This is a genomic window from Pannonibacter sp. Q-1 (genome assembly GCF_054073275.1).
Window position 1 is genome coordinate 149,419 of sequence record NZ_JBSXNB010000001.1, and the last position, 22,727, is coordinate 172,145.

A 22,727-nucleotide genomic window follows, 5' to 3' on the forward strand; every position below is an offset into this window, starting at 1 on the left:
GTCCCTCAAACCGTTCCGAACACCTTGTCAACGTCCGTGGCATCCAGCAGGCGCCACTTGCCTTCTGCGACGCCGTCCAGCCCCAGATGGCCGATGCGGATGCGGGAGAGGGTGTTCACGTGGTTGCCGGTGGCGGCGAACATGCGGCGGACCTGGTGGTAGCGGCCCTCATGGAGCGTCAGCCGTACCTTCTGCGGGGTCAGAACTTCCAGTTCGGCAGGCTTCAGCGGCTTGTCCTCGCTCTCCAGCATCATCGTGCCGGAGGCAAAAAGCTCAGCCTCATTGCCCTGCAAGGGCCTGTCCAGCTCGGCCTCATAGACCTTCGGCACCTCGGCCTTGGGCGAGATGATCTTGTGCAGCAAGGTGCCGTCATCGGTGAAGAGCAGCGCGCCGGTTGTCTCGCGGTCGAGGCGGCCAACGGTGGACAGCACCGGCTTGCGGTAGCGGAACCGGTCCGGCAGCAGGTCATAGACGAGGCGCCCCTGATCCTTGGTCGAGCAGGTGTAGCCCACCGGCTTGTTGAGCAGCAGGATCATGCCCTGCGGCGGATCCAGAGGCTCATCATCAAACAGGATGTCCTCATGAGCGGTCCTGGAATCGGCCTTGAGCCGCTGCCCGGCCCGGTCGGTCACCCAGCCGTTGCGAATGGCGATCTGCACTTCCTTGCGGGTGCCGTAGCCGAGGTTGGCGAGAAGCTTGACCAGTCTCATCGGCCGCGCGCCTTGCGTGCGTGGATCACCTTGTAGCCGCCCTCGTCCGCCACCATGATGGCCTCGGCAAAGACTTCATTGATGACGCCCTCGTAGGGAAGATGCCGGTTGGCGACGAGCCACAGATGCCCGCCCGGCTTCAGGGATCGCGCCGCCGCGCGGACGAAGCCCTGGCCGATATCCGTCCGCCCGGCCTTGCCGGTCTGGTGGAAGGGCGGATTGGTGACGATGAAGTCATAGGTCTTGTTCAGCCCCTTGGTCACGTCCACCCAGTGGAAGCCGAGACGGCGGCCGGTGGCCAGTGGCGTCACATTCTCGCGCGCCAGATCCAGCGCCCGCTGTTCGGCCTCGTAAAGGTCGAGCCCCGTCACCTTGGCACAGCGCTTGAGAACCTCGGTGGACAGATAGCCGAAGCCCGCGCCCAGATCCGCACCTTCGCCGGACAGGCTCGACGGCAGATTGGCCGCCAGCAGCGCGGAAGCGGCATCGATATGGTCCCAGGCGAAAACGCCCGGACGGCTGACGAACTGCCCGTCAAGGATCGGGCGCACCGCATCCAGTTCCACCCATTCGGCCACCAGCGCGCCGTTGACGCGGGCCTCGTCCTTGATGGTCCAGGCAACGCGGCACTTGGCCTTGGACAGCTTGCCGTCGAGCCCGGCAAGGCTTTCGAGATCACCCTCCAGCGCCTTGCCGCCTTCTGCGTTCGTCGCACAGACCACGATCAGCCCCCCGGGAGCAGCCCGCCGCACGGCATCGGCCAGCAGGGCACGGGCTTCCTGCTTCTGGCGCGGCGGCAGCACCAGCACCAGCGGATAGCCCTCACCCTCGGCCTGATGCAGCACCGTATGGCCCATTGCGGCCAGCGCATCCCGGTCGGGCGCAAAGCTCTGCACCGGCACCAGCGCGCCCTCGGGCAGCTCCTTCAGGTCCGCGCCCGCGCGGGCACGCAGAAACAGGATGCTGCCCCGCGCCTTGGGCAGGTCCAGCGTGCCGTTCAGAAAGGGAAGGAAGAGCGTTTCAAGGACAGGATCGGACATGGCGGCGCTTTCAATGCAGGCGGGCGGCAGTTCTGCACTGCCGCCCGGCCGGTTCATCCGCACTCATACAAGCCGCAGCGGGCAAGGTCAAAGCCGCCTTGCACCGCCTGCAGGCAGATCACGCGGCGGCAAGCCTGCGCACGAAGTCATCCACCGCACGGCGCAGGGCATCCGTCTGGCTGCCCACCGCATGCGAGGAAGTCATGAGCCGGGCCGCAGTCTCATTCGTCTGCGCCACCGCGCTGCGCATCTGCTCCATGTTGCCGGTAACTTCGGAGGTGCGGGCGGAGGTGACCTGTGCGTTGGAGGCAATTTCCGCTGTCGCCTGCCCCTGCTGCTCGACGGAGCGGCTGACGGATTCGGCGTGCTCATCAATGGTACGCATGATCTCGGTGATCTTCTCGATCGCCAGCACCGCGTCATCCGTCGAGGCCTGAATGGCCGAAATCTGGCTGGAGATCTCGTCCGTGGCCTTGGCCGTCTGGGAGGCAAGCTGCTTCACCTCGGATGCCACGACCGCAAAGCCCTTGCCCATCTCGCCGGCCCGCGCCGCCTCGATGGTGGCATTGAGCGCCAGAAGGTTGGTCTGGGCGGCAATCTCCTGGATGAGCGTTACCACCTGGCCGATCTTGTCGGCCGCGACCGCAAGGCTGGTCACCTTCTGGTTCGTGGCCTCTGCCTGACGGGAGGCATCATCCACCACCTGTGCCGTGGTCGTCACCTGCCGGGTGATTTCACCGATCGAGGCAGAAAGCTCCTCGGAGGCCGCGGCAACCGTTTCCACATTGGCGGATGCCTGCAGCGCGGCGTCGGCGGCGGCACTCACCATGCCGCTGCTCTGGCGTGCGGTCGCGTCCATCGCCGAAACATCACGCCCGAGTTCCACCGCCGCATTCTGCAGAGCATCAAAATAGCTGCCGGTCGTGGCGCGGAAGTCCTCGGCAAGGCGGCGCATGAGTTCGGCCTTCTCGGCCTGCGCCTCGTCCTCACGCCTGCGCACGGTCTCGGCAAGCTCATTCTGCTCGATCAACGACTGGCGGAATCCGGCAAGAGCATCGCGCAGATCGCCCAATTCATCCGCACTGGACCATTCCGGCAGCCGGTGGGACAGCTCCCCTCGCGACAGGGCACCGGCGGTTGCCGCCAGTTCATCCGCCCGCACCGCGATGCGCGAGCGCAGGAACAGCCAGCCGCCAATGGCCGCAACAAGGGTCGCGCCAATCGAAATCATCTGCACCAGCGCCACAACGCTGGCGGTGGCACGCAGACCAGCAATGCCTTCGGCCATCTCTTCCTTGATCAGCTCTTCCGCCACATCGGCCTCGGCGATCAGCATGTCGAACGCCTTGTCAAACGTTTCGTCAGCCGTGCTGCCGGCTATGTCGGTGCCCACATTCCTGTAACGCTCGCGGGCGACACCCTCAAAGGTATCGAGTTCTTTCAGAACACCCTGCATCACCCGGCGCACTTCCGCCGATTCCGTGGGAAAGAACCTGCCCTCATCATTGGTGCCGCCATTCAGGATGGCCCCGGCGAAGAAGCGCGCTTCCTTCAGCAGGTCCCAGACTTCGTTGATGTCCTCGCCCTCGTCCCCGGTCATGATTTCTTCGAAGACCAGATGGGCGCGGGTGGCCGTCAGCTTGATTTCCATCGCAGCGTCAGCGAGCGGCGCCAACTTCTCGCCGACATGGAGCCCCGCGTCTGCCAGTCTTGTACTTTGAACAAAGGTCAACACGCCCGTCACAACAACGACGGCAGCCATTGCGGAGAAAATACTCAGCAGCTTCCCTGAAACACGCATCCCGCAATCCCTCTTTGTCGCATGTGGTGAACGTACCAAACCATGTGGGATGATGCGGGATAGATGTTACGACAATCTTAGCCTCTCAAGTCATTCAGACAGAGCCCTGTCAAAACAACTAGGAGGCAGCCAGTTTCTCCATGCCATTCAATCGTTCCGGCAAACGGATCAACAATCAGGCACTGTGCACAATCTCGCGGGTCTCGCGGAAACCGATATCGGGATTCTTTTCCCCTACGTAATTGACTTCCCAGCCGCTTTTGAACAGGAAGACCGGCTTGTCGTCACGGTCGAGGGCGACGCTCATGCGGTTGGCCTCGATGAATTTCTGCAACTTGACCGGATCATTGCACTCGATCCAGCGCGCCGTCGTGTAGGGCACGGTCTCGAAGCCGATTTCGGTGCTGTATTCGTTCTTCAGGCGGTCCACCACCACGTCGAGCTGCAGCATGCCGACGACGCCGACGATCCAGTTGGAGCCAAGGTCGGGCTTGAAGATCTGCACCAGTCCCTCTTCTGCCAGATCCGAAAGGCCCTGCCGCATCTGCTTGACGCGCATGGTGTCGGACAGGCGCACGCGGCGCAGCACCTCCGGCGCGAAGGCCGGCAGGCCGGTGACGTGGATTTCCTCGCCCTCCGTCAGCGTATCGCCCACGCGCAGCTGGCCGTGGTTCGGCACGCCGATCACGTCGCCGGGATAGGCCTCATCGGCAATTTCGCGCTCTTCGGCGAAGAACAGGATCGGCGCCGAAACGGCAATGCTCTTGCCCGCGCGCACATGCTTCAGCCGCATGCCGCGCTTGAAGGTGCCAGAGCACAGGCGCACGAAGGCGATGCGGTCGCGGTGCTTGGGGTCCATGTTGGCCTGCACCTTGAAGACGAAACCGGTCACATCCGGCTCGTCCGGGCTGATCGTCCGCCCGCCCGTTGCCGCCTGCGAGTGGGGTGCTGGTGCATATTCGGCAATGAAATCCAGCAGATCGTTGATGCCGTAGTCGCGCAGGGCCGAGCCGAAGAACACCGGCGTCAGATGCCCCTCAAGGAAGCTCTCCCGGTCGAACGGAGTGTAGCCTTCCGCGCCCAGTTCCACATTTTCCGTCAATTCGCCCATGATGCGGTCAAACACCCAGTCCGTCAGCACCGGATCTTCCAGACCGGAGACCTCCAGCGTACGGGCATAGGCACCGCCGCGTTCGCCGGACGAAGTCTGGAACGTCTTGCGATGCCAGTCATAAATGCCGAAGAAATCCGAGCCCATGCCCACCGGCCAGGTCATCGGTGACACGTCCAGCGCCAGCGCCTCCTGCACCTCGTCGAGGATCTCCAGCGCGTGGCGGCCTTCACGGTCGATCTTGTTGACGAAGGTGATGATCGGAATGTCGCGCAGGCGGCAGACCTCGAACAGCTTGCGCGTCTGGGTTTCGATGCCCTTCGCCGCGTCGATCACCATGATGGCCGCATCCACCGCCGTCAGCGTGCGGTAGGTGTCTTCCGAGAAGTCCTCGTGGCCCGGCGTGTCGAGAAGATTGTAGATGATGCCGCCGCGCTCGAAGGTCATCACAGAGGAGGACACCGAGATGCCGCGCTCCTGCTCGATTTTCATCCAGTCCGACCGGGCGCGGCGCCGCTCGCCGCGGGCACGCACCTGACCGGCAGCCCGGATAGCGCCGCCCGAAAGCAGCAGCTTTTCCGTCAGCGTCGTCTTGCCGGCGTCCGGATGCGAGATGATCGCAAAGGTACGGCGGGTCAGATAGGGGGCGGTCATGGTCGGCTCCTTGGCGAGAGGCGGGGCACAGGCGAAGCGTAGGCGGGCAAGGCAGCGCGGGCGCGCCAGGCCGCAGACTTCAGCCGGCAGGGTCTGTCATTGGCGCAAGGTCATAGAGCCAGCAGCGCCAGAATGCCAGCACAGAATAGGGCTTTCCCGCCGCTTCCCGGGCCCCCTGCCCCGAGCCGTCACGCAGCGCCTCTGGCCAGCGCAAGCGCCTGCGGCTAAGGATGATATGGGCAGTTTCAACAGGAGACCCATTTGTCCGCACGTGCTTCCTTCATCACCGGCCTCGTTCTTCTGGCCGCCACCGCCGCAATCCTGCTCGCCATGGGCCGCATTCCCATCTGCGAATGCGGCTACGTCAAGTTCTGGACCCCGGCGAGCGATGTCTCCGGCTCCTCCCAGCATATTGCCGACTGGTACACCCCTTCGCACATCATCCACGGCTTCCTGTTCTTTGGACTGGCCTGGCTCGTGATGCCCGCCCGCCCGCTGGGCGAAAAGGCGCTGCTCGCCATCGTCATCGAAGCGGCCTGGGAGATCGTCGAGAACAGCCCCTGGGTCATCGACCGCTACCGCGAGGCCACCATCGCCGTGGGCTACACCGGCGACAGCGTGCTGAATTCGATCGCCGATATCCTCTGGATGCTCGCCGGCTTCTGGTTCGCTGCCCGCATGCCGGTTTGGGTCACGGTTGCCGTCGCCATCGCCTTCGAGCTGATCGCCCTCTGGGTCATCCGCGACAACCTGACCCTCAACGTGATCATGCTGCTTTATCCGCTGGAGGCCATCAAGGTCTGGCAGGGAGGGGCTTGAGGGAGCTGTCAGCGCAGCTCTGGCTGGGCTGACAGTGCCTTTGCCAGGACGTCGAACACGAGCCGGATGCGCGGGCTGGTGTGGAGCTCCCGGTGCGTGACCAGCCAGACCGGAAAGCTGATGCTGATTTCCCCGGGCAGCACCACCTCGACCTCCGGAGCGAAAGGAATGAAGTCAACGGCCATGAAGCCGTAGCCGAACCCATGCCGCACCGCTTCCCAGGCGGCCGTGCCGCTGGCCGAACTGAAACGAAGGTCCCGTTCAGCCGCCTGGATGCCAAACATCTTCAGATATCTGATCATTTCAGCCTTGTTGCCGAAAGCGACGAAGGGCTGACCGGTCAGATCAGCGGCCGTTTCAGGACGTCCGGCCTGATCAAGAAAGCTGCGTGCGGCATACAGATGGGCGTCCGTGTGCCGTAACAGGCGCCCAATCAGGTCTCCCCCCTCCGGCCGGACATGACGAACGGCGATATCTGCCTCACGCCGCTTCAGATCGCTGATTTCGTTGGAGCAGATCAGCTCGATTTCCAGGCCGGGCGCAATGGCATGCAGATGGCGCAGGACCGGTGGCAGCAAATAATGCGCAAACATGTCAGAAGCCGAAATGCTGACCGGCCCGGCCACGGCCTGCGCCTGACCTGAGGCCACGAGACTGAGCCGCAGGCCCGCTTCCGCCATTGACCGGGCCGCTTCCACGAGCTGCCTGCCCGTTTCCGTCAGGACGAGCGTGCGCCCCGTCCGCTCCACCAGAACAAGGCCAAGCTCCTGCTCCAAGGCGGCAATCTGACGGCCGACAGTCGGCTGGGTAAGTCCGAGCGCCTTGCCCGCAGCCGAAAGGGAGCCAAGATCCGCCACCGCGGCCAGCGCACGGGCATGGTTCCAGTCAAAGGCGAGCTTTGGCCAATTCATGCATTTTTGCATATCATGATTACATGAATCCGCAATTTCAAATTTTCCCGCATGGATCTACCAAGGAGTTCGGCGAAGACGCAGGGACAGCAGATGAACAGTGACGCGAAGTTCTGGGACAGGGCGGCTGAGAAATATGCGCGCTCCCCCATCAAGGACATAAAGTCCTACGAATACACTCTCGAAAGAACGCGCAGTTTCCTGCCGCCTCATTCCGATGTTCTGGAAGCTGGCTGCGGCACCGGAACGACCGCCTTGCGCCTTGCGGGATCAACGGCTCACATTCTGGGCACGGATATCTCCGCCGCGATGATCGAGATCGCAAGACGAAAGCTTCTGGAGCCAGATGCGCCGGTCAACGTCACATTCGAGGTTGCCGCACTCGATGATGAAAGCCTGCCGGAGGGGCCCTTCGATGCAGTCATGGCCTTCAACATCCTGCACCTGTCGCGCAATCTCGATGCAGCTCTGGCAGCGCTTGCCCGGCGGGTCCGTCCTGGCGGGCTGTTCATCTCCAAAACCGTCTGTCTGTCCGATTCACCCTACCGTCTGCTCCGGCCGGTGCTGGGCCTGATGAAGCTCGCCGGCAAGGCCCCGCATGTGCTTTTTCTGTCCCGGAAAGACCTTGAGGACCGGGTCAGGGCACATGGATTTGCAATCCTGGAAACAGGCGATTTTCCGGTCAGTCCGCCCTGCCACTTCATCGTGGCGCGCCGCATGGCATGAGGTTTCTGCCATCCCGGTCAAAGGGCATCCAATATGCGGAGCGGCCCGGCTGTTCCAGCCGGGCGTCGCGTTGCAATCGGGAAACGGTCAGGATGCCTTGCGGAACCAGTCGTACCAGCGGCGCTGCTGGCGCGCCTGGATGCGTTCCAGCACCTCAGCTGCAAACAGGGCAGCATTGTCCCGCGCCTTGTCGAGATTGGTCACCAGCTTGGGATCAAGCGTTGCCAGGCTGCCGCCGAATTCGAACATGTCGCGATAGGCAGCACGCTCCACAATCGCGGTCATCAGCACATCGATGCCGCTGACGGCGAGATGATCCTGCACCGCCTTGAGCGCGCGCGTTGTCACGGCGGCATTGGTGCGTGTCAGCACGACGCAATGGCGGATTTCGTGACGGACGATTTCTTCCAGCTTGGTGATGAGACGCAGGATCTTTGCCCCACCCCTTGCATCCATGGACGAGCCCTGGATCGGCACCACCACCAGATCGGACACGGAAAGGGCGTTGGCGACGAGCAGATTCTCCGTCCCCTCCAGATCAACGATCACGTAATCACTGACGGCAGATGCCTCAATGATCTGTTCCGTGATGGTGGCAGGCGTCAGCTGGCTCTGGACTGAAATATTCGCCGGACGGCCCGGCAGGTCCGACCAGGTAGAGATCCAGCGCTGTGGGTCCGCGTCAAAAATGGTGACGGTCATCCCCCTTTCGGCAATTTCCGTTGCCAGCAGCAATGCCGCTGTCGTCTTGCCGGCCCCACCTTTGGCATTTGCGAAGGAAATAACGGGCATCTGGTCTCTCCTGGATCTGCGGCAGGTGGCGCTTTGCTGACTGCCTCTCCCGGGAGTGATTACAATACTCCATGGTTAACAAATTCATAACCGGCCCGCAAAATGCGATTTCCTGTCATTAATACCTACTTAATTCCACAGTATTGGCAGTCTACGGGCGCCATCATCATGACAGAGCCAAGCAAAAATCGCGGAAGCGAACGAGAATCAATCAGCCACTCTGGAAGAGGCAGAACAAATTCACAGGTGTTCCTTGGCCAGGGGACTGCGTGTTCAAAAGTGCCATTTATCGTTTGTCAGGCCCCTCCCCCGCCGTTATCTCTTGGCACCATGAGCTGCATGTCCGGCCCCTCTGCGCAACTTCGTGAGGCGGGTGGCGGATACAGCACCGATTTCAACCGGATGCCGCAATGACCGCAAGACCTTCCCGCTTCCTTGCCGGACTGAGTGCCCTTCTTGTGGCCACAAGCCTTTCCCTTGCCCCCGCGGCCGCCCGGTCCCTGGCCCCCTACAAGGATGACCTTTTCGCCTATCCGGGCCTGCTCAACAGCTACCATGATGGCGATTTTGAAGTGGTCGCCTATGACAAGGCCCGTGACATTCACCAGCGGGACAAGGAGCCGGAGCGCGAGGTCTGGGGCAACTATGTCTCCTACCATCCGCGTGGAAGCCAGGAAGATCTGGAGCTGAAGGCCAACGGCCGGACAGTGAAATACATGGCGGCCGGCAAGACCAAGGGCGGTGCAGCCTATGTGGTGATCTATGTTCACGGTCAGGGCGGCAACCGCTTTCAGGGCATGAATGACGTCACCTTCGGCGGCAACTTCAACCGCATCAAGAACCTGATGTCGCGCAACGGCGGTGTCTACATCACCCCGGACTTCACCAATTTCGGCGCTGAAGGCACGAAGGACGTGGAAGCCATCATCGATGCCTATGCCGCCAACTCGCCGGGCGCAAAGATCTTCGTTGCCTGCGGCTCCATGGGCGGCATCCTGTGCTGGAATTTCGCCAAATCCCCGGCCACCGCGCGCAAGCTCTCAGGCCTGCTGTTCTTCGGCTCCCCCAAGGACGAGGGCATTTTCGCCAGCCGCACCCTGAAGGATCCGGCCCTGCGCGTGCCCATCTACATGGGCCACGGCAGCTGGGACAAGGTCTACAACTGGGAAGAACAGGTGCAGTTCTTCGAGCAGTTCCGCGCCAGGGCCCCCGGCTACCCGGTCCGCTTCACCCTGTTCGAGACCGGCACCCACGGCACCCCGATCCGCATGACCGACTGGCGCCTCATTCTCAACTGGATGATTTCAAAGGGCTGAGATCTCACTCTGGCGCCCTTCCTGGGCTCCCTCTGAGGTGATGCCGAACTGCTGGCGATAAGCGGCAGGTGGCAGGCCTGTCAGTTTCTGGAACAGCTTGCGAAAGGCTGCCGGGTCAGAATAGCCGACATCCCACGCAATCCGGTCGACCGGGGTCAATGTGCGCTCCAGCGCCTCCCGGGCCTTGGCGATACGGACCTGCTGCAGATATTCGACGGGTGTCAGCCCTGTGGCCGCGCTAAAGCGGCGCAGAAAGGTCCGTGCGGTCATGCCTGCGGCAGCGGCAAGACCGGTAACGCCCTGCAGGCTGGCTGCCTCGGCATGGATCCGGTGCTGGCATTGCCGGATCACATCGTCGCCATGGTCCAGCCGCGGAATGAACTGCGCAAACGGGCGCTGGCTTTGGCGCGGCGGCTCGATCAGCAGAAAGCGCGCCGTGGCCAGCATGGTTGCCGGCCCCAGCAGCCGCCCCACCAGCGTCAGCCCCAGATCGGCCCAGGCCAGGATGCCGCCGGCCGTCATGATGTCCCCTTCGTCGACCACCATCTTCTCGTCGGCCAGATGCACCTTGGGAAACCGTTGCGCCAGCTGCTGTGCGAAGGCCCAATGCGTCGTGGCACGGCGGCCGTCAATCAGCCCGGTCTCAGCCAGCACGAATGCACCGGCACAGACTGAGCAGAGCGTGGTCCCGGACCTGTGCTGATCCTTCATCCAGTGCGCAGCCGCTGGCATCGGCGCCATGCGGTCCGGCATGATCAGGCTCGGCGGGGCAATGACGTGGCTCAACCGGTGCGGCCCGCCGGGATGGCTGTCCCAAACAGGCTCCACACCTGCCTCACTTGCCTGCCAATGCGAGACACGGATGGCGCGCGGCGGTTCTCCGGTCCACTCGCCCGCAATACGGAACAGGTCCGTCAGCCCGTAGACCGCTGCAAGCTGACAGTCCGGATAGATCAGAAGGCCGATCTCGGCCACGAGTGCTGGCGCCTGCATCATTGTCCGTTTTACCCCGGTTATTGTCTTTTCCGCCACGCCCTTTCGTACGGGCTACGGCGTAGCTTGTCCATGCCAAACAGAAAGGGATCGCAATGACCTTCGACCTCACACGGCGAACTCTTCTTTCCACCGGGGCGGCCGCCGCCGCCCTTCTCATACTGAACCGGGCCACGAGCGCCCAAGCGCAAGGAGAAATCACCATGGCTACGATCAAGACGCAGGACGGAACCAACATCTTCTACAAGGACTGGGGCCCCAAGGACGCCCAGCCGGTTGTCTTCCATCACGGCTGGCCGCTGTCCGGCGACGACTGGGACAATCAGATGCTGTATTTCCTGGAGCAGGGATACCGCGTCATTGCCCACGACCGGCGTGGCCACGGACGTTCGGATCAGACGGACACCGGCAATGACATGGACACCTACGCCAATGACGTGGCCGAACTCGCTCGCGCCCTGAACCTGAAGAACGCGATCCATATCGGCCATTCGACCGGCGGTGGCGAAGTGGCGCGCTACGCCGCCCGTGCCGAAAAGGGCCGCATCGCAAAGGCTGTCCTGATCGGCGCGGTTCCGCCGGTGATGGTCAGGTCGGAAGCCAATCCCGACGGCATTCCGCTCGAGGTCTTCGACGGCTTCCGCGCGGCCCTCGTCGCCAACCGGGCCCAGTTCTTCCTCGACATTCCGAGCGGTCCGTTCTTCGGCTTCAACCGGGAGGGCGCCAAGGTCAGCCAGGGCCAGATCCAGAACTGGTGGAGACAGGGTATGATGGGCGGTGCCAAGGCCCATTACGATTGCATCAAGGCCTTCTCGGAAACCGATTTCACTGAGGACCTGAAGGCCCTCACCATCCCGGTCCTGTTGATGCATGGCGAGGATGACCAGATCGTCCCGATCTCGAACTCCGCGCACAAGGCCATCAAGCTTCTGAAGAACGGCACGCTGAAGACCTATCCGGGCCTCTCGCATGCCCCCTTCGCGACCCATCCCGAGGTGATCAACCCGGATCTGCTGGCCTTTGCCCGCGCCTGATCACCAGCACGCCAAGAGCACCTGGGGCAGCCATAAGGCAGCCCCAGGTCAATTTCCGTCAGCCCTGCAGCACGATCAGGTCGCGCGGGGCGAAGCCGATTTCGACTGTGGAGCCTGCAGACGGGGGCGGTGCATCGCTGCGGTTGAAGGTGTCGAGCGACACTTTCGTGCCCGCCACATCCAGCTTCAGGCGGATGATGGCTCCCATGAAATGCACATCCTCGACCTCGGCGGGCAGAAGAACGTCATCGTCATTGCCACGGCCCAGATGCAGCGCCTCCGGCCGCAGCGCCACGGAAAGCGCCTCATCCTTGCGCGCAGCAAGGCCGCCCTCCGTCAGCGTGATCTGACGCCCGGCAAGGCTGACGATGCCTTTCTCCCCATCCACGGCCTTTGCCTCGAACGTGTTGAGCGTGCCGACGAAATTGGCGACGAACTGCGTCCTGGGACGGCTGTAGATCTCGAAGGGATTGCCCACCTGCTCGGCCACACCGCCATACATGACGACGATGCGGTCGGACATGGACAGCGCCTCTTCCTGATCGTGGGTCACGAAGATGGTCGTGATGCCCAGTTCCTTCTGGATCTCGCGGATCTCGTTGCGCAGGCTGACGCGGATCTTGGCATCGAGCGCCGACAGCGGCTCATCCAGCAGCAGCACATTGGGACGCGGCGCCAGCGCACGGGCCAAGGCCACGCGCTGCTGCTGGCCGCCCGACAGCTGGAACGGGTAACGCCCGCCCAGATCCGGCAGGCCGATCAGCTTCAGCATCTCCGCTACACGGGCATCGGTTTCGGCCCTGGACACGCGCTTGATCTTGAGGCCAAAGGCAACGTTCTGAGCCACCGTCATGTTGGGGAACAGGGCATAGGCCTGAAACACCATGCCGATGTTGCGGGCGTTCGGCTTGGCGTAGGTGACGTTCTGCCCGCCGATCTCGATGACGCCGGTGGTCGGCGTTTCAAAGCCGGCGACCATGCGCAGCACCGTCGTCTTGCCGCAGCCCGAAGGCCCCAGCAGCGAGATGAATTCCCCCGCGCCTACGGACAGGGAGAAATCCTTCACGACGGTGTTGAGCCCGAAGGACTTCTGCAGGTTCTTGAGTTCGAGAAAAGCCATCAGCGTCGAGCCTGTAGATGTTTGGAGAAGCGGGCGGCCAGCTGGATCAGCGCCATGCAGCCCCATGTGATGGCAAAGGCGATCACCGCCAGCGCCGCCGGCTCATAGGCACGGTTGACGCCAAGGCTTGCCATGAAGGGTCCGAAGGCCGGACGGTTCAGAAGCGCTGCCATGGTGAATTCGCCGATGACGATGGCAAAGGTCAGGAAAGCCCCCGAAAGCACCGAGATCAGCACGTTGGGCAGGATCACCCGGAACAGGATCGTCGTCCATCCGGCACCAAGGCTCATGGCTGCTTCCGTCAGCGTCGCCACGTCGATGGTTCTGAGCCCCGTGTCCACCGCGCGGTACATATAGGGCAGCGCCAGCATCACATAGCCGCACATGAGCAGGATGTTGGTACCCCAGATGCTGCCCGTCAGCGGCAGGAAGGACGAGGTGTTGTAGAGCCGGATATAGCCGAAGACCACGATGATGGCCGGGATCACCAGCGGCAGCAGGGTGATGAACTCCACCCACGGCCGGGCGGCGGGCAGCTTCAGCCGCACCCAGAAGGCCGTCGGCACCACCAGCAAGACCCCGGCAACGATCGTCGCCAGCGCCATGGACACCGAGTAGATGAAGGTGTCCTGAAAGCGGCTGTCGGCCAGAACCGCCACATAGGCATCGAAGGAATAGGCATCGCGCCGCATCCGCAGGCTGAATTCCGTCATGCCGATCAGCGGCAGGGCGAAGAAGATGCAGCCGAGGATGAGCGTGCCCCAGGCAAGAAGACGGTTCACTTGAGCCACCTTTCACTGCGCACCCGCAGCCAGATGTAGATCCCGTTGGCAACGCCGGTGATGACGATCATGCCGAAGGCCAGCGCATAGCCCAGATGCGGATTGCCGAGCACATCGCCGCGGATCTGCGCAAACAGCTTGATCGGCACGATGTTGAACTGCGGCCCGGCCAGCGCGAAGGCCGTTGCAATGGCGCCGAAGGAATTGGCGAAGAGCAGCGCAAACGTGCCGAGGAAGGACGGGAACAGGATCGGAATGGCCACCATGCGCCAGTATTGCGCGGAGGTCGCGCCCAGGATCGAGGCCGCTTCCTTCCACTCGCGCTTCAGGCCGTCCAGCGCAGGCGCGATCATCAGGATCATCAGCGGGATCTGGAAGAACAGATAGACGACCACCAGCCCCCAGAAGGACAGGAGGTTGAAGCCCATCGCCCGGAGATTGATCCCGAATTCGTTGCGCAGCCAAATGGTGACAAGACCAACCGGACCAAGTGTGGCGAGAAAGGCAAAGGCCAGCGGCACGCCGGCGAAATTCGAGGCAACGCCGGAAAAGGTCATCAGCGCCGACCGCACCCGTGCCGGCAATCCGCCGAGGATGACCGCCGATGCCATGCCAAAGCCGATCAGGCATCCCAGAAGTGACGTCACCAAACTGAGCTGGATCGACACCCAGTAGGAGGACTTGATCGAGTCCGTGTTCAGGCCGCGGATGTTTTCGAGGGTGAAGCTGCCATCGGGCGTCTGGAACGCCCCCACCACGATCTGCAGGGCAGGCAGGATCAGGAAAAGGAACGCAAAAAGCGTGAAGGGAGCAAGGCCGAGCCAATTGAGGTTCAATCGGAACGCGCTTGCCCTTGCCGGTTTCGTCATAAGGCTGAGCCCCCAAGGCGCCTTGTGAAACGCATGCCAGCCACGCGCAGGCAGCTGACTCGGAATGCAGAGCACCGGTCCCGGCCAAAGGGCCGGAACCGGACAGTCTCATGCGTCAGACGTTCTTACTGAACGTTGGCGCCAACGACCTTGTCCCAGCCGCCAACAACAGCTTCCTTGTTGGCGTTCTGCTCTTCGATGGTCGGGAAGTAGGCCTTCTCATAGGGGCCGGCCGGCGGCAGGGCGTCCAGCAGGTCCTGCGGGATCTTGCCGTCAGCAACCATCTGGTTGAAGCGGGCGGTGTGGCAGTAGCCCTTCACGTAGCCGTTCTGGCCTTCGTCGGAGAAGATGTGCTCCATCCACAGCTTGGCAGCGTTCGGATGGGGGGCGTAGGCGCTGATGGCCTGAACGTAGACGCCAGCCAGCGTGCCCTTGGTCGGCACGACGACTTCCACCGGCGGGTTGCCCTTCAGGGTGTCACGGGCGGTCAGGGCGTTGTAGTCCCACATCACCATGATCGGCGTGGTGCCCTGAGCCAGCGTACCGGCCTTGCCGATGACCGGAACAAAGTTGCCGGCATCATTCAGCTTCTTGAAGAATTCGAGGCCAGCTTCACCGGAAGCCGTACCAGCAGCAGCGCCCTGGGCCATGCCGGCGGACAGAACGCCGAGGATCGCCTGGTTGGACGCGCGCGGATCACCGGCAAGGGCCACCTGACCGGCATATTCCGGCTTCAGCAGGTCATCCCATTCGGCCGGGGTGTTGGTGACGAGGTCCTTGTTCACGATGAAGGACATCACGCCATAATAGGCGCCGTAGTAGTAGCCGTCGGCATCCTTGACGTCGTCGGAGATCTGATCCCAGACGGAAACCTTGTACGGCTGGATCAGGCCTTCGCCCTTGGCCTGCGGACCAAAGGAAAGACCAACGTCGATGACGTCCGGAGCCTGCGGGCCGGTGTTGCCCTTGTTGGCGCGGATGGCTTCCAGCTCATCGGCGGAACCGGCATCCGGGTTCAGCTCGTTGACGGTCAGGAAGGGGTACTTTTCCTTGAAGGATGCGATGATGTCGCCATAGCCGCACCAGTCATGCGGGAGAGCGATCGTGGTCAGCATGCCTTCCTTCTTGGCACCTTCGATGAGTTCTTCCATCGACTGCGCGTTCACCGCAGTGGTCTGCATGAGAGCCGCAAGGCTCACCGCTGCAGCGAGTGTCTTTTTCATGCTCATTCGCTTCTCCTCACTGTTCCGGCGGACGGCGCCCGCCGGTGTCAACCAGTCGCCCTCTTGGCCTTTGGCCGGGGAACCCGCTTGCTCCTGCGGCAAGTGCCAGGCCCTTCGCCCTGCACCTGTGACGGCCGGAAGACGGGCAGCCCATACTGCCCCTCCCACCCGGCCCTGCCGCCGCCCTTCGCTGATCACCGCGAAGGTTTCAGACATGCGCCTTAGAGCATCAGCATGTCAGTTCGGATTCTCTTTTATGACAGTTTCATGAAACTCCAGCCGCGCCAAATGTGACAGCACGGAAACGTCACAGTAATGCCTTGATGCGTCAAGCCTTAATGCGCAGCTGGATCAAGATTGACCGAATGCCGCAGCAACGGAAAACGCCCGGAATTCACCGTCCGCAGGCGTGCAGCGCACAATTCTTTGAACGGCATTTTCCGATGACAAAACGGACTGCCCCAAGGCTCTGAGATGGTGATGCCTCACGCCTTGAAATTGCCCGGACACCGCTCGGGCTTGCCTGCCCCCGGCAAGCCAGGCTCATCGGGAGATGGTATCAGGCCCTCGCCGAACCGGACCGGTGCGCCCAGCCGGTCATGCGCATTTCCAGCCAGGCCATGATGGCATACATGACGATGCCAAGCACGGCGAGCGCCATCAGCCCCGCCCACACCAGCGGCACGTTGAACTGCGACTGAGCCGCCAGCATCATGTGGCCAAGGCCGGAGTTGGCAGCCACCGTCTCTGAGATGACCGAGCCGACGAAAGCCAGCGTGATGGCCACCTTCAGCGAGCCGAAGAAATACGGCATCGAGCGCGGAATGCCGACCTTCAGCATGATGTCCATCTTGCGCGCGCCCAGCGCCCGGAGCACGTCTTCCATCTCCGGTTCGATGGTCGCAAGGCCGGTGGCCACATTCACCACGATGGGGAAGAAGGCAATGAGGAAGGCTGTCAGCACTGCGGGGACCGTGCCGATGCCGAACCAGATCACCAGAATGGGCACAACCGCCACCTTGGGCACGGAGTTGAAGCCGATCATCAGCGGATAGAGCCCGGCATAGATCGCCCGGCTCCAGCCAATGGCAAGACCGAGCAGCAGCCCGCCGCCGACTGCCAGCGCAAAGCCGAGCACGGTGGTGAACAGAGTCTGCAGCGAGTTCTTCCAGATGGCGGGCCAGAACTTCACCGTGGCCGCATAAATATCCGTGGGTGCAGGCAGGATATAGACCGGCAGCTTCAGGATGCTGCAGGCCGCCTGCCAGATGAGAAAGAGCCCGATGGTCCACAGCCAGGGGGCCGCCTTGATCCAACGCTCGCTCATGCTGCCGCCCTCGCCTCTGCAATATAACCGCGCAGCTCGTGCACGATGTCGTTGAACCCGGCCTCATAGGTCAGATCGATGGGCCGCGGGCGCGGGAAGGTCACCTCGCGTTCCACGATCACCCGGCCCGGCCTTGCGCTCATGACGAATATCCTGTCCGCCAGATAGACGGCTTCGCGCAGGTCATGGGTGACGAGAATGGTGGTGAAGCCCTTTTCCGCATGCAGATCCCGCATCACCTGCCACAGCTCTTCACGGGTGAAGGCATCTAGCGCGCCGAAGGGCTCGTCCAGCATCAGCAGGGCCGGATCATGCACCAGCGCGCGGCACAAATTGGCACGCTGCTGCATGCCACCCGAAAGCTGCCAGGGAAACTTGGCGCCGAACCCCTTGAGGCCGACGAGCGACAGCAGCGCCTCGGCCTTGGCCACATAGGCGGCCTTTTCCTTGCGCAGGCGGGCGCGGTGCGGCTGAACGATCTCCAGCGGCAGCATCACATTGTCGAGGGTGGTGCGCCAGGGCAGCATGGAGGGGTTTTGGAAGGCCATTCCGGCCACACTCACCGGGCCGCTGACTTCCTTGCCCGCCACTTCCACGGTGCCCGCATTGGGGCGCATCAGGCCGGTGGCAAGCTTCATCAGCGTGGACTTGCCGCAGCCTGACGGCCCGACAACGGCGGCAAACTCGCCCTTCTTCACCGACATGGTCAGCCCGTCCAGCGCCAGCGTGCCCGTGTCTCCGCCGCCATAGGTGAGGCGGATATCCCGCAATTCTACAAAACCGGTCACCCGCGCCCCCAAAAGATCATTCCGCATGATGCAGACACCCTCCCGGCGGGCGGCAGGCCAGCCGGGAGGGCGCAAAGTCTGGCTTACTTGACGGCCCGCTCTTCTGCGGACGGCAGGTAGGACGGATCGAAGACCTTTTCAGCGGCCGGCGGCGTGTCGCTCACGCCCATGGAAGCCTTGAGATAGTCCATGCTCTTGGTCAGCTTGGCCATATCCACACCGCCGAAGCCGTTGGCCTTGACCGCCGGGGTGGCAATGGCCTGCTCGACAGCCATCTTGAGACGCTCGGTCTCCACGGCGGCATCCAGCACCTCGTTGCGCTTCATCACATAGGGGATGGCCGCTTCCGGATCGGCGATGGCGTCGAGATAGCCCTTGGTCAGCGCCTTGACGAAGCCCTTCACCGCTTCCGGGTTGGCTGCGGCGAAGTCCGTGTTCACCATCACCACGTTGCCATAAAGATCGAGGCCGTTCTCGGCCATCAGGATGGTGACGATCTCGTCGTCAGCAATGCCTTGCGCCTTGAGGTTCAGCACGGAAGAGAAGGAGAAGCCGAAGATGGCATCCACCTGCCCCTGCGCCAGCATCGGCTCGCGCACCGGGAAGCCGACATTCTCGATGGTGATCTTGGAGGTGTCGAGGCCAGCCACTTCCGCAAAAGCCGGCCACTGGCCGAAGGCTGCGTCCGGCGGCGGCGCACCCAGCTTCTTGCCTTCCAGCGACTTCGGGTCTTCCGTAACACCAAGGCTCTTGCGGCCGATGATGGCAAAGGGCGGCCGCTCATAGGCCATCAGCACGGCCTTGGCCTTCAGGTCCGGCTGCTCGTCCAGCAGCTTGATCAGGGCGTTGATATCGCCGAAGCCGAATTCATAGGCGCCCGTTGCCACACGCGGGATCGACTCGCGCGAGCCTGCGCCCGTGTCGATGGTGACATTGAGCCCTTCCTCGGCGAAATAACCCTTGTCCAGTGCAATGAAGAACGGAGCCGCCGGGCCCTCGAACTTCCAGTCGAGCGTGAATTTCACATCCGTTGCAGCGAGAGCCGAAGACGCCGACAGCGCCAGACCCATCGCAAAACCCATCAGACGACGCATGCTGTTCCCCTCTGGTTTTCCCAGTTTGTGAAAGCAGAGTGACGCGGGGATGCACAGCAGGCAAGCAGGTTTTTACACTGCTTGCCGTTTCAGCACGGAAGCGCAACAGAAGCGGGCAAGGCGTATTTTGCATTTATATTCAGATACTTAATCTGATCACGACGGATCATGCTGACCAGCACATTGCAGTCTGCTCCGCGCCCATCACCTCCCCTCTCCATCGTCCTCCCGGACGCAGCGAAGCGAAGATCCGGGACCGGAGAGCCAGGGCCCATCAACCATAACCTGTTGAATTATATAAGACTCCAGTTCACCGATCCCGGCTCGCGCTGCGCTTGGCCGGGATGACGGCGGAAGGGTTTTGCCGGCCATCAAGGCATCAATCCACTGCGCCCATCTGATCCCTGACCTCCCGCATGCCGCCCAAAATTTCGCCACCCGTGGTCTGACCAGATGAAATCCGGGTGGTCAGCAGAGCGTTTTGCATTGTCAAATCTGCGGATTAAACGATCTCAAGCACCCGAATCCGCATCTTCATCCGGCGGCATATCCCGCCCCTCGCGGATAAGCCGGCGCAGGAACTCCTCAAGAGCAGCCGAGATGTCCGGCCCAAGGCCTGCGCGCAGGTCCCGGTCATAGGCCATCGCCCGCTCCCCCAGCCGGAGGAACACGTCCCGGCCCTTGGGCGTCAGTGACAGGATTTCCGCCCGCCGGTCCTGCGGCGCCGTCTGCCGCTGCAGGTGGCCGCCCGCCTCCAGCCCCGCGACGGCGCGGCTGACCTTTGTTTTCTCGATGTGGGAAATGGCGCAGATATCCCGCGCCGTCATGGAGCCGAACTTGCCGAGATTGGCCATCACCCGCCACTGGGTCCGTGTCAGGCCGAAGTCGTCCCGGTAGACCGCCTGAAAGGACCGGCTGGTCGCCTCTGCCGCCTGATTGAGCAGATAAGGCAGAAACGCCTCCAGATCGAATCCATCTGCCGGACCTGTCATCTTCACCCCGTCCCCCGCCCGTATTGCCGCTTCATGGGCTGCTTCGGGCGCGCAAACTGCCACGAGCGCCCTTGCCTGTCATCCTCTCTTGACTTGGTTGCATTTGCAACTATTATCACAGGCAACGGCCGGGGGAGCCGGCAAGAGGAGGACATCATGACAACGCACGCCCTGCCCACAGGCATGGTTCGCGCCGCCACGGTCAACGGCACGGTCGAAGGCTACATGCCCGGCTTCGGCAATGACTTCGAGACGGAGGCCCTGCCCGGCGCCCTGCCACAGGGGCAGAATTCGCCGCAGAAATGTAATTACGGCCTTTATGCAGAGCAGCTTTCCGGCACCGCCTTCACCGCTCCCCGCGGCCAGAACGAGCGTACCTGGTGCTACCGCATCCGCCCCTCGGTCAAGCACACCACCCGCTTCACCAAGATTGATGTGCCCTTCTGGAAGAGCGCGCCCAACATCGTTGATGACGTGATCAGCCTGGGCCAGTACCGCTGGGACCCGGTGCCCCATGCGGACGAGCCGCTGACCTGGGTCACCGGCATGCGCACCGCGACGACGGCTGGCGACGTCAACACCCACACCGGCATGGCCAGCCACATCTATCTGGTCACCCGTTCCATGGTGGACGAGTATTTCTTCTCCGCCGACAGCGAGCTTCTGGTGGTGCCGCAGGAAGGCCGCCTGCGCTTCTGCACGGAGCTGGGCGTCATTGATCTGGAGCCGAAGGAAATCGCCATCCTGCCGCGCGGCCTGGTCTACCGGGTGGAAGTGCTGGAAGGCCCGTGCCGTGGCTTTGTCTGCGAGAATTACGGCCAGAAATTCGACCTGCCGAACCGTGGCCCCATCGGCGCCAACTGCCTTGCCAACCCGCGCGATTTCAAGACGCCGGTTGCCGCCTTTGAGGACAAGGAGGTGCCGTCCACTGTCATCATCAAGTGGTGCGGCCAGTTCCACGAGACGAAGATCGGCCATTCGCCGCTGGATGTGGTGGCCTGGCACGGCAATTACGCGCCCTGCAAATATGACCTTCGCACCTATTCGCCGGTCGGAGCCATTCTCTTCGATCATCCGGACCCGTCGATCTTCACCGTGCTGACCGCCCCTTCGGGCGTGGAAGGCACCGCCAATATCGACTTCGTGCTGTTCCGCGAGCGCTGGATGGTGGCCGAACATTCGTTCCGCCCGCCCTGGTACCACAAGAACATCATGTCCGAGCTGATGGGCAACATTTACGGCATCTATGATGCCAAGCCGAAGGGCTTCGTGCCCGGCGGCATGAGCCTGCACAATTGCATGCTGCCGCATGGGCCGGACCGCAACGCCTTCGAGGGCGCTTCCAACGCGGAACTGAAGCCGGAAAAGCTGGACGAGACCATGAGCTTCATGTTCGAAACCCGCTTTCCCCAGCACCTGACCGAATGGGCAGCGACCTCCGCGCCCTTGCAGGATGATTACATCGACTGCTGGGACAGCCTTGAAAAGAAGTTCGACGGCACGCCCGGCGTGAAGTGAGCGGCGGCAGCCACTCAGCGCCAGACATCACATGGGGCAGCGGCGGGCCGGGGGAGCCTGCCGCCCTCTCACACCAGTTTTCGGGAAAACACCATGAAACTTGCCACGCTGAAGGACGGCAGCCGTGACGGACGGCTTGTGCTGGTCAACAAGAGCCTGACCCGCTGCACCGAAGCCACCCACCTTGCCCCCACCCTGCAGGCCGCGCTGGACAACTGGGCAGAACTCGCGCCCAAGCTTGCCGTGCTGGCCGAGAGCCTGGAGCACGATGCCGTGCCCTCCATGCGCTTTCATGAGCATGACGCCCATTCCCCGCTGCCGCGCGCCTATCAGTGGGCGGATGGCTCGGCCTACGTCAACCACGTGGAACTGGTGCGCAAGGCCCGCGGCGCCGAAATGCCGGAAACCTTCTGGACCGATCCGCTGATGTATCAGGGCGGCTCCGACAGCTTCCTCTCCCCGCGCGATCCCATCCGCATGGCCGATGAAGCCTATGGCATCGACATGGAGGGCGAAGTGGCCGTCATCGTCGATGACGTGCCGATGGGCGCAAGCGCGGACGAAGCGCGGGCGGCCATCCGCCTCATCATGCTGGTCAATGACGTGTCGCTGCGCGGGCTCATTCCGGCGGAACTGGCCAAGGGCTTCGGCTTCTTCCAGTCCAAGCCCTCCTCTGCCTTCTCCCCCGTTGCCGTAACGCCGGACGAGCTGGGCGATGCCTGGGATGGCGGACGGCTGCATCTGCCGCTGAAGGTGGATCTCAACGGCAAGCCCTTCGGCCGCGCCAATGCCGGCATCGACATGACCTTCGATTTCCCGCAGCTCATCGCCCATGCCGCCAAGACCCGTCCGCTGGCGGCCGGTTCCATCATCGGCTCCGGCACGGTTTCCAACAAGCTGGATGGCGGCCCCGGCAAGCCGGTGAGCGAGGGTGGCGCGGGCTACTCCTGCATTGCCGAGATCCGCATGATCGAAACCATCAACAGCGGCGCCGCCAAGACCCCCTTCCTGCGCTTTGGCGACACGGTGCGCATCGAGATGCTGGATGCGACGGGTCATTCCATCTTCGGCGCCATCGAGCAGACGGTAGAGCGGAACGCCTGAAAC

Annotated in this window: 21 protein-coding genes; 6 read left to right on the forward strand and 15 right to left on the reverse strand. The window is 62.8% G+C overall.

Features of this window, described 5'->3' with window-relative positions; translation table 11 throughout:
- Positions 1-5: 5 nt before the first annotated feature.
- The 4 genes from ACVNHC_RS00660 to ACVNHC_RS00675 form a co-directional block, all read right to left on the reverse strand.
- Complete coding sequence (locus tag ACVNHC_RS00660) at positions 6-710, reverse strand: pseudouridine synthase (RefSeq protein WP_457166174.1); 705 nt, start codon at positions 708-710, stop codon at positions 6-8.
- Entirely contained in the window at positions 707-1,750 is a 1,044-nt protein-coding gene (locus ACVNHC_RS00665; protein WP_457166175.1) for a class I SAM-dependent methyltransferase, read from the reverse strand. Before ACVNHC_RS00665 ends, ACVNHC_RS00660 begins: the two co-directional genes overlap by 4 nt.
- A gap of 118 nt (positions 1,751-1,868) precedes the next feature.
- Complete coding sequence (locus tag ACVNHC_RS00670) at positions 1,869-3,425, reverse strand: methyl-accepting chemotaxis protein (RefSeq protein ID WP_457166176.1); 1,557 nt, start codon at positions 3,423-3,425, stop codon at positions 1,869-1,871.
- A 301-nt stretch (positions 3,426-3,726) separates the two neighbouring features.
- Positions 3,727-5,316: a peptide chain release factor 3 gene (locus tag ACVNHC_RS00675; protein ID WP_457166177.1), complete on the reverse strand. Its 1,590-nt coding sequence runs from the start codon at positions 5,314-5,316 to the stop codon at positions 3,727-3,729.
- Positions 5,317-5,577: 261 nt separating this feature from the next.
- Here ACVNHC_RS00675 and ACVNHC_RS00680 point away from each other — a divergent pair, with 261 nt between their 5' ends.
- Positions 5,578-6,135, forward strand: a complete 558-nt coding sequence (locus ACVNHC_RS00680) for a DUF2585 domain-containing protein (RefSeq protein WP_457166178.1) — start codon at positions 5,578-5,580, stop codon at positions 6,133-6,135.
- A gap of 8 nt (positions 6,136-6,143) precedes the next feature.
- Here the strand turns inward: ACVNHC_RS00680 and ACVNHC_RS00685 are convergent, their stop codons facing one another.
- Complete coding sequence (locus ACVNHC_RS00685) at positions 6,144-7,046, reverse strand: LysR family transcriptional regulator (RefSeq protein WP_050470984.1); 903 nt, start codon at positions 7,044-7,046, stop codon at positions 6,144-6,146.
- 93 nt (positions 7,047-7,139) lie between these two features.
- Between ACVNHC_RS00685 and ACVNHC_RS00690 the strand changes: the two genes are divergently transcribed.
- The gene (locus tag ACVNHC_RS00690; protein ID WP_374628549.1) at positions 7,140-7,772 is read left to right on the forward strand and encodes a class I SAM-dependent methyltransferase; all 633 of its coding nucleotides are present in this window, start codon (positions 7,140-7,142) and stop codon (positions 7,770-7,772) included.
- 87 nt (positions 7,773-7,859) lie between these two features.
- On the opposite strand, the gene ACVNHC_RS00695 is transcribed toward ACVNHC_RS00690, so the two are convergent.
- Positions 7,860-8,564 carry a ParA family protein gene (locus ACVNHC_RS00695; RefSeq protein WP_050470982.1) on the reverse strand — a complete coding sequence of 235 codons (705 nt, stop codon included), beginning with the start codon at positions 8,562-8,564 and terminating at the stop codon, positions 7,860-7,862.
- Positions 8,565-8,974: 410 nt separating this feature from the next.
- Between ACVNHC_RS00695 and ACVNHC_RS00700 the strand changes: the two genes are divergently transcribed.
- Positions 8,975-9,880 carry an alpha/beta hydrolase family protein gene (locus tag ACVNHC_RS00700; protein WP_457166179.1) on the forward strand — a complete coding sequence of 302 codons (906 nt, stop codon included), beginning with the start codon at positions 8,975-8,977 and terminating at the stop codon, positions 9,878-9,880.
- Here ACVNHC_RS00700 and ACVNHC_RS00705 read toward each other — a convergent pair.
- Positions 9,869-10,876, reverse strand: a complete 1,008-nt coding sequence (locus tag ACVNHC_RS00705; protein ID WP_457166180.1) for a GlxA family transcriptional regulator — start codon at positions 10,874-10,876, stop codon at positions 9,869-9,871. The genes ACVNHC_RS00700 and ACVNHC_RS00705 overlap by 12 nt on opposite strands.
- Before the next feature lie 200 nt (positions 10,877-11,076).
- Here ACVNHC_RS00705 and ACVNHC_RS00710 point away from each other — a divergent pair, with 200 nt between their 5' ends.
- Complete coding sequence (locus ACVNHC_RS00710) at positions 11,077-11,907, forward strand: alpha/beta fold hydrolase (protein ID WP_122521135.1); 831 nt, start codon at positions 11,077-11,079, stop codon at positions 11,905-11,907.
- A 58-nt stretch (positions 11,908-11,965) separates the two neighbouring features.
- Here the strand turns inward: ACVNHC_RS00710 and ACVNHC_RS00715 are convergent, their stop codons facing one another.
- The 8 genes from ACVNHC_RS00715 to ACVNHC_RS00750 form a co-directional block, all read right to left on the reverse strand.
- The gene (locus ACVNHC_RS00715; RefSeq protein WP_050470979.1) at positions 11,966-13,027 is read right to left on the reverse strand and encodes an ABC transporter ATP-binding protein; all 1,062 of its coding nucleotides are present in this window, start codon (positions 13,025-13,027) and stop codon (positions 11,966-11,968) included.
- Positions 13,027-13,809: an ABC transporter permease gene (locus ACVNHC_RS00720; protein WP_050470978.1), complete on the reverse strand. Its 783-nt coding sequence runs from the start codon at positions 13,807-13,809 to the stop codon at positions 13,027-13,029. Before ACVNHC_RS00720 ends, ACVNHC_RS00715 begins: the two co-directional genes overlap by 1 nt.
- Positions 13,806-14,678 carry an ABC transporter permease gene (locus ACVNHC_RS00725; protein ID WP_050470977.1) on the reverse strand — a complete coding sequence of 291 codons (873 nt, stop codon included), beginning with the start codon at positions 14,676-14,678 and terminating at the stop codon, positions 13,806-13,808. Before ACVNHC_RS00725 ends, ACVNHC_RS00720 begins: the two co-directional genes overlap by 4 nt.
- 125 nt (positions 14,679-14,803) lie before the next feature.
- Positions 14,804-15,859, reverse strand: a complete 1,056-nt coding sequence (locus ACVNHC_RS00730; protein ID WP_050471364.1) for an ABC transporter substrate-binding protein — start codon at positions 15,857-15,859, stop codon at positions 14,804-14,806.
- 601 nt (positions 15,860-16,460) lie between these two features.
- Entirely contained in the window at positions 16,461-17,228 is a 768-nt protein-coding gene (locus ACVNHC_RS00735) for an ABC transporter permease (RefSeq protein WP_058900463.1), read from the reverse strand.
- Complete coding sequence (locus ACVNHC_RS00740) at positions 17,225-18,043, reverse strand: ABC transporter ATP-binding protein (RefSeq protein ID WP_094462197.1); 819 nt, start codon at positions 18,041-18,043, stop codon at positions 17,225-17,227. Before ACVNHC_RS00740 ends, ACVNHC_RS00735 begins: the two co-directional genes overlap by 4 nt.
- A 56-nt stretch (positions 18,044-18,099) precedes the next feature.
- On the reverse strand, positions 18,100-19,110 hold the full coding sequence (locus ACVNHC_RS00745) for an ABC transporter substrate-binding protein (RefSeq protein WP_050470974.1): 1,011 nt from the start codon (positions 19,108-19,110) through the stop codon (positions 18,100-18,102).
- A gap of 512 nt (positions 19,111-19,622) precedes the next feature.
- Complete coding sequence (locus ACVNHC_RS00750) at positions 19,623-20,102, reverse strand: MarR family winged helix-turn-helix transcriptional regulator (RefSeq protein WP_050471363.1); 480 nt, start codon at positions 20,100-20,102, stop codon at positions 19,623-19,625.
- Between the two features lie 156 nt (positions 20,103-20,258).
- On the opposite strand from ACVNHC_RS00750, the gene hmgA reads away from it, so the two are divergent.
- Both hmgA and ACVNHC_RS00760 read left to right on the forward strand, forming a co-directional pair.
- Positions 20,259-21,620, forward strand: a complete 1,362-nt coding sequence (gene hmgA / locus ACVNHC_RS00755; protein WP_457166181.1) for a homogentisate 1,2-dioxygenase — start codon at positions 20,259-20,261, stop codon at positions 21,618-21,620.
- Positions 21,621-21,713: 93 nt separating this feature from the next.
- Positions 21,714-22,724, forward strand: a complete 1,011-nt coding sequence (locus ACVNHC_RS00760; RefSeq protein WP_457166182.1) for a fumarylacetoacetate hydrolase family protein — start codon at positions 21,714-21,716, stop codon at positions 22,722-22,724.
- The last annotated feature ends 3 nt before the right edge of the window (positions 22,725-22,727 follow it).

Coding starts and splice junctions, on each gene's coding strand:
- ACVNHC_RS00715 (WP_050470979.1), bottom strand. CDS start 13,027: ATGGCTTTTCTCGAACTCAAGAACCTGCAGAAGTCCTTCGGGCTCAAC.
- ACVNHC_RS00750 (WP_050471363.1), bottom strand. CDS start 20,102: ATGACAGGTCCGGCAGATGGATTCGATCTGGAGGCGTTTCTGCCTTAT.
- ACVNHC_RS00695 (WP_050470982.1), bottom strand. CDS start 8,564: ATGCCCGTTATTTCCTTCGCAAATGCCAAAGGTGGGGCCGGCAAGACG.
- ACVNHC_RS00685 (WP_050470984.1), bottom strand. CDS start 7,046: ATGAATTGGCCAAAGCTCGCCTTTGACTGGAACCATGCCCGTGCGCTG.
- ACVNHC_RS00665 (WP_457166175.1), bottom strand. CDS start 1,750: ATGTCCGATCCTGTCCTTGAAACGCTCTTCCTTCCCTTTCTGAACGGC.
- ACVNHC_RS00710 (WP_122521135.1), top strand. CDS start 11,077: ATGGCTACGATCAAGACGCAGGACGGAACCAACATCTTCTACAAGGAC.
- ACVNHC_RS00705 (WP_457166180.1), bottom strand. CDS start 10,876: ATGATGCAGGCGCCAGCACTCGTGGCCGAGATCGGCCTTCTGATCTAT.
- ACVNHC_RS00730 (WP_050471364.1), bottom strand. CDS start 15,859: ATGCAGACCACTGCGGTGAACGCGCAGTCGATGGAAGAACTCATCGAA.
- ACVNHC_RS00725 (WP_050470977.1), bottom strand. CDS start 14,678: ATGACGAAACCGGCAAGGGCAAGCGCGTTCCGATTGAACCTCAATTGG.
- ACVNHC_RS00760 (WP_457166182.1), top strand. CDS start 21,714: ATGAAACTTGCCACGCTGAAGGACGGCAGCCGTGACGGACGGCTTGTG.
- hmgA (WP_457166181.1), top strand. CDS start 20,259: ATGACAACGCACGCCCTGCCCACAGGCATGGTTCGCGCCGCCACGGTC.
- ACVNHC_RS00660 (WP_457166174.1), bottom strand. CDS start 710: ATGAGACTGGTCAAGCTTCTCGCCAACCTCGGCTACGGCACCCGCAAG.
- ACVNHC_RS00740 (WP_094462197.1), bottom strand. CDS start 18,043: ATGCGGAATGATCTTTTGGGGGCGCGGGTGACCGGTTTTGTAGAATTG.
- ACVNHC_RS00690 (WP_374628549.1), top strand. CDS start 7,140: ATGAACAGTGACGCGAAGTTCTGGGACAGGGCGGCTGAGAAATATGCG.
- ACVNHC_RS00735 (WP_058900463.1), bottom strand. CDS start 17,228: ATGAGCGAGCGTTGGATCAAGGCGGCCCCCTGGCTGTGGACCATCGGG.
- ACVNHC_RS00700 (WP_457166179.1), top strand. CDS start 8,975: ATGACCGCAAGACCTTCCCGCTTCCTTGCCGGACTGAGTGCCCTTCTT.
- ACVNHC_RS00675 (WP_457166177.1), bottom strand. CDS start 5,316: ATGACCGCCCCCTATCTGACCCGCCGTACCTTTGCGATCATCTCGCAT.
- ACVNHC_RS00745 (WP_050470974.1), bottom strand. CDS start 19,110: ATGCGTCGTCTGATGGGTTTTGCGATGGGTCTGGCGCTGTCGGCGTCT.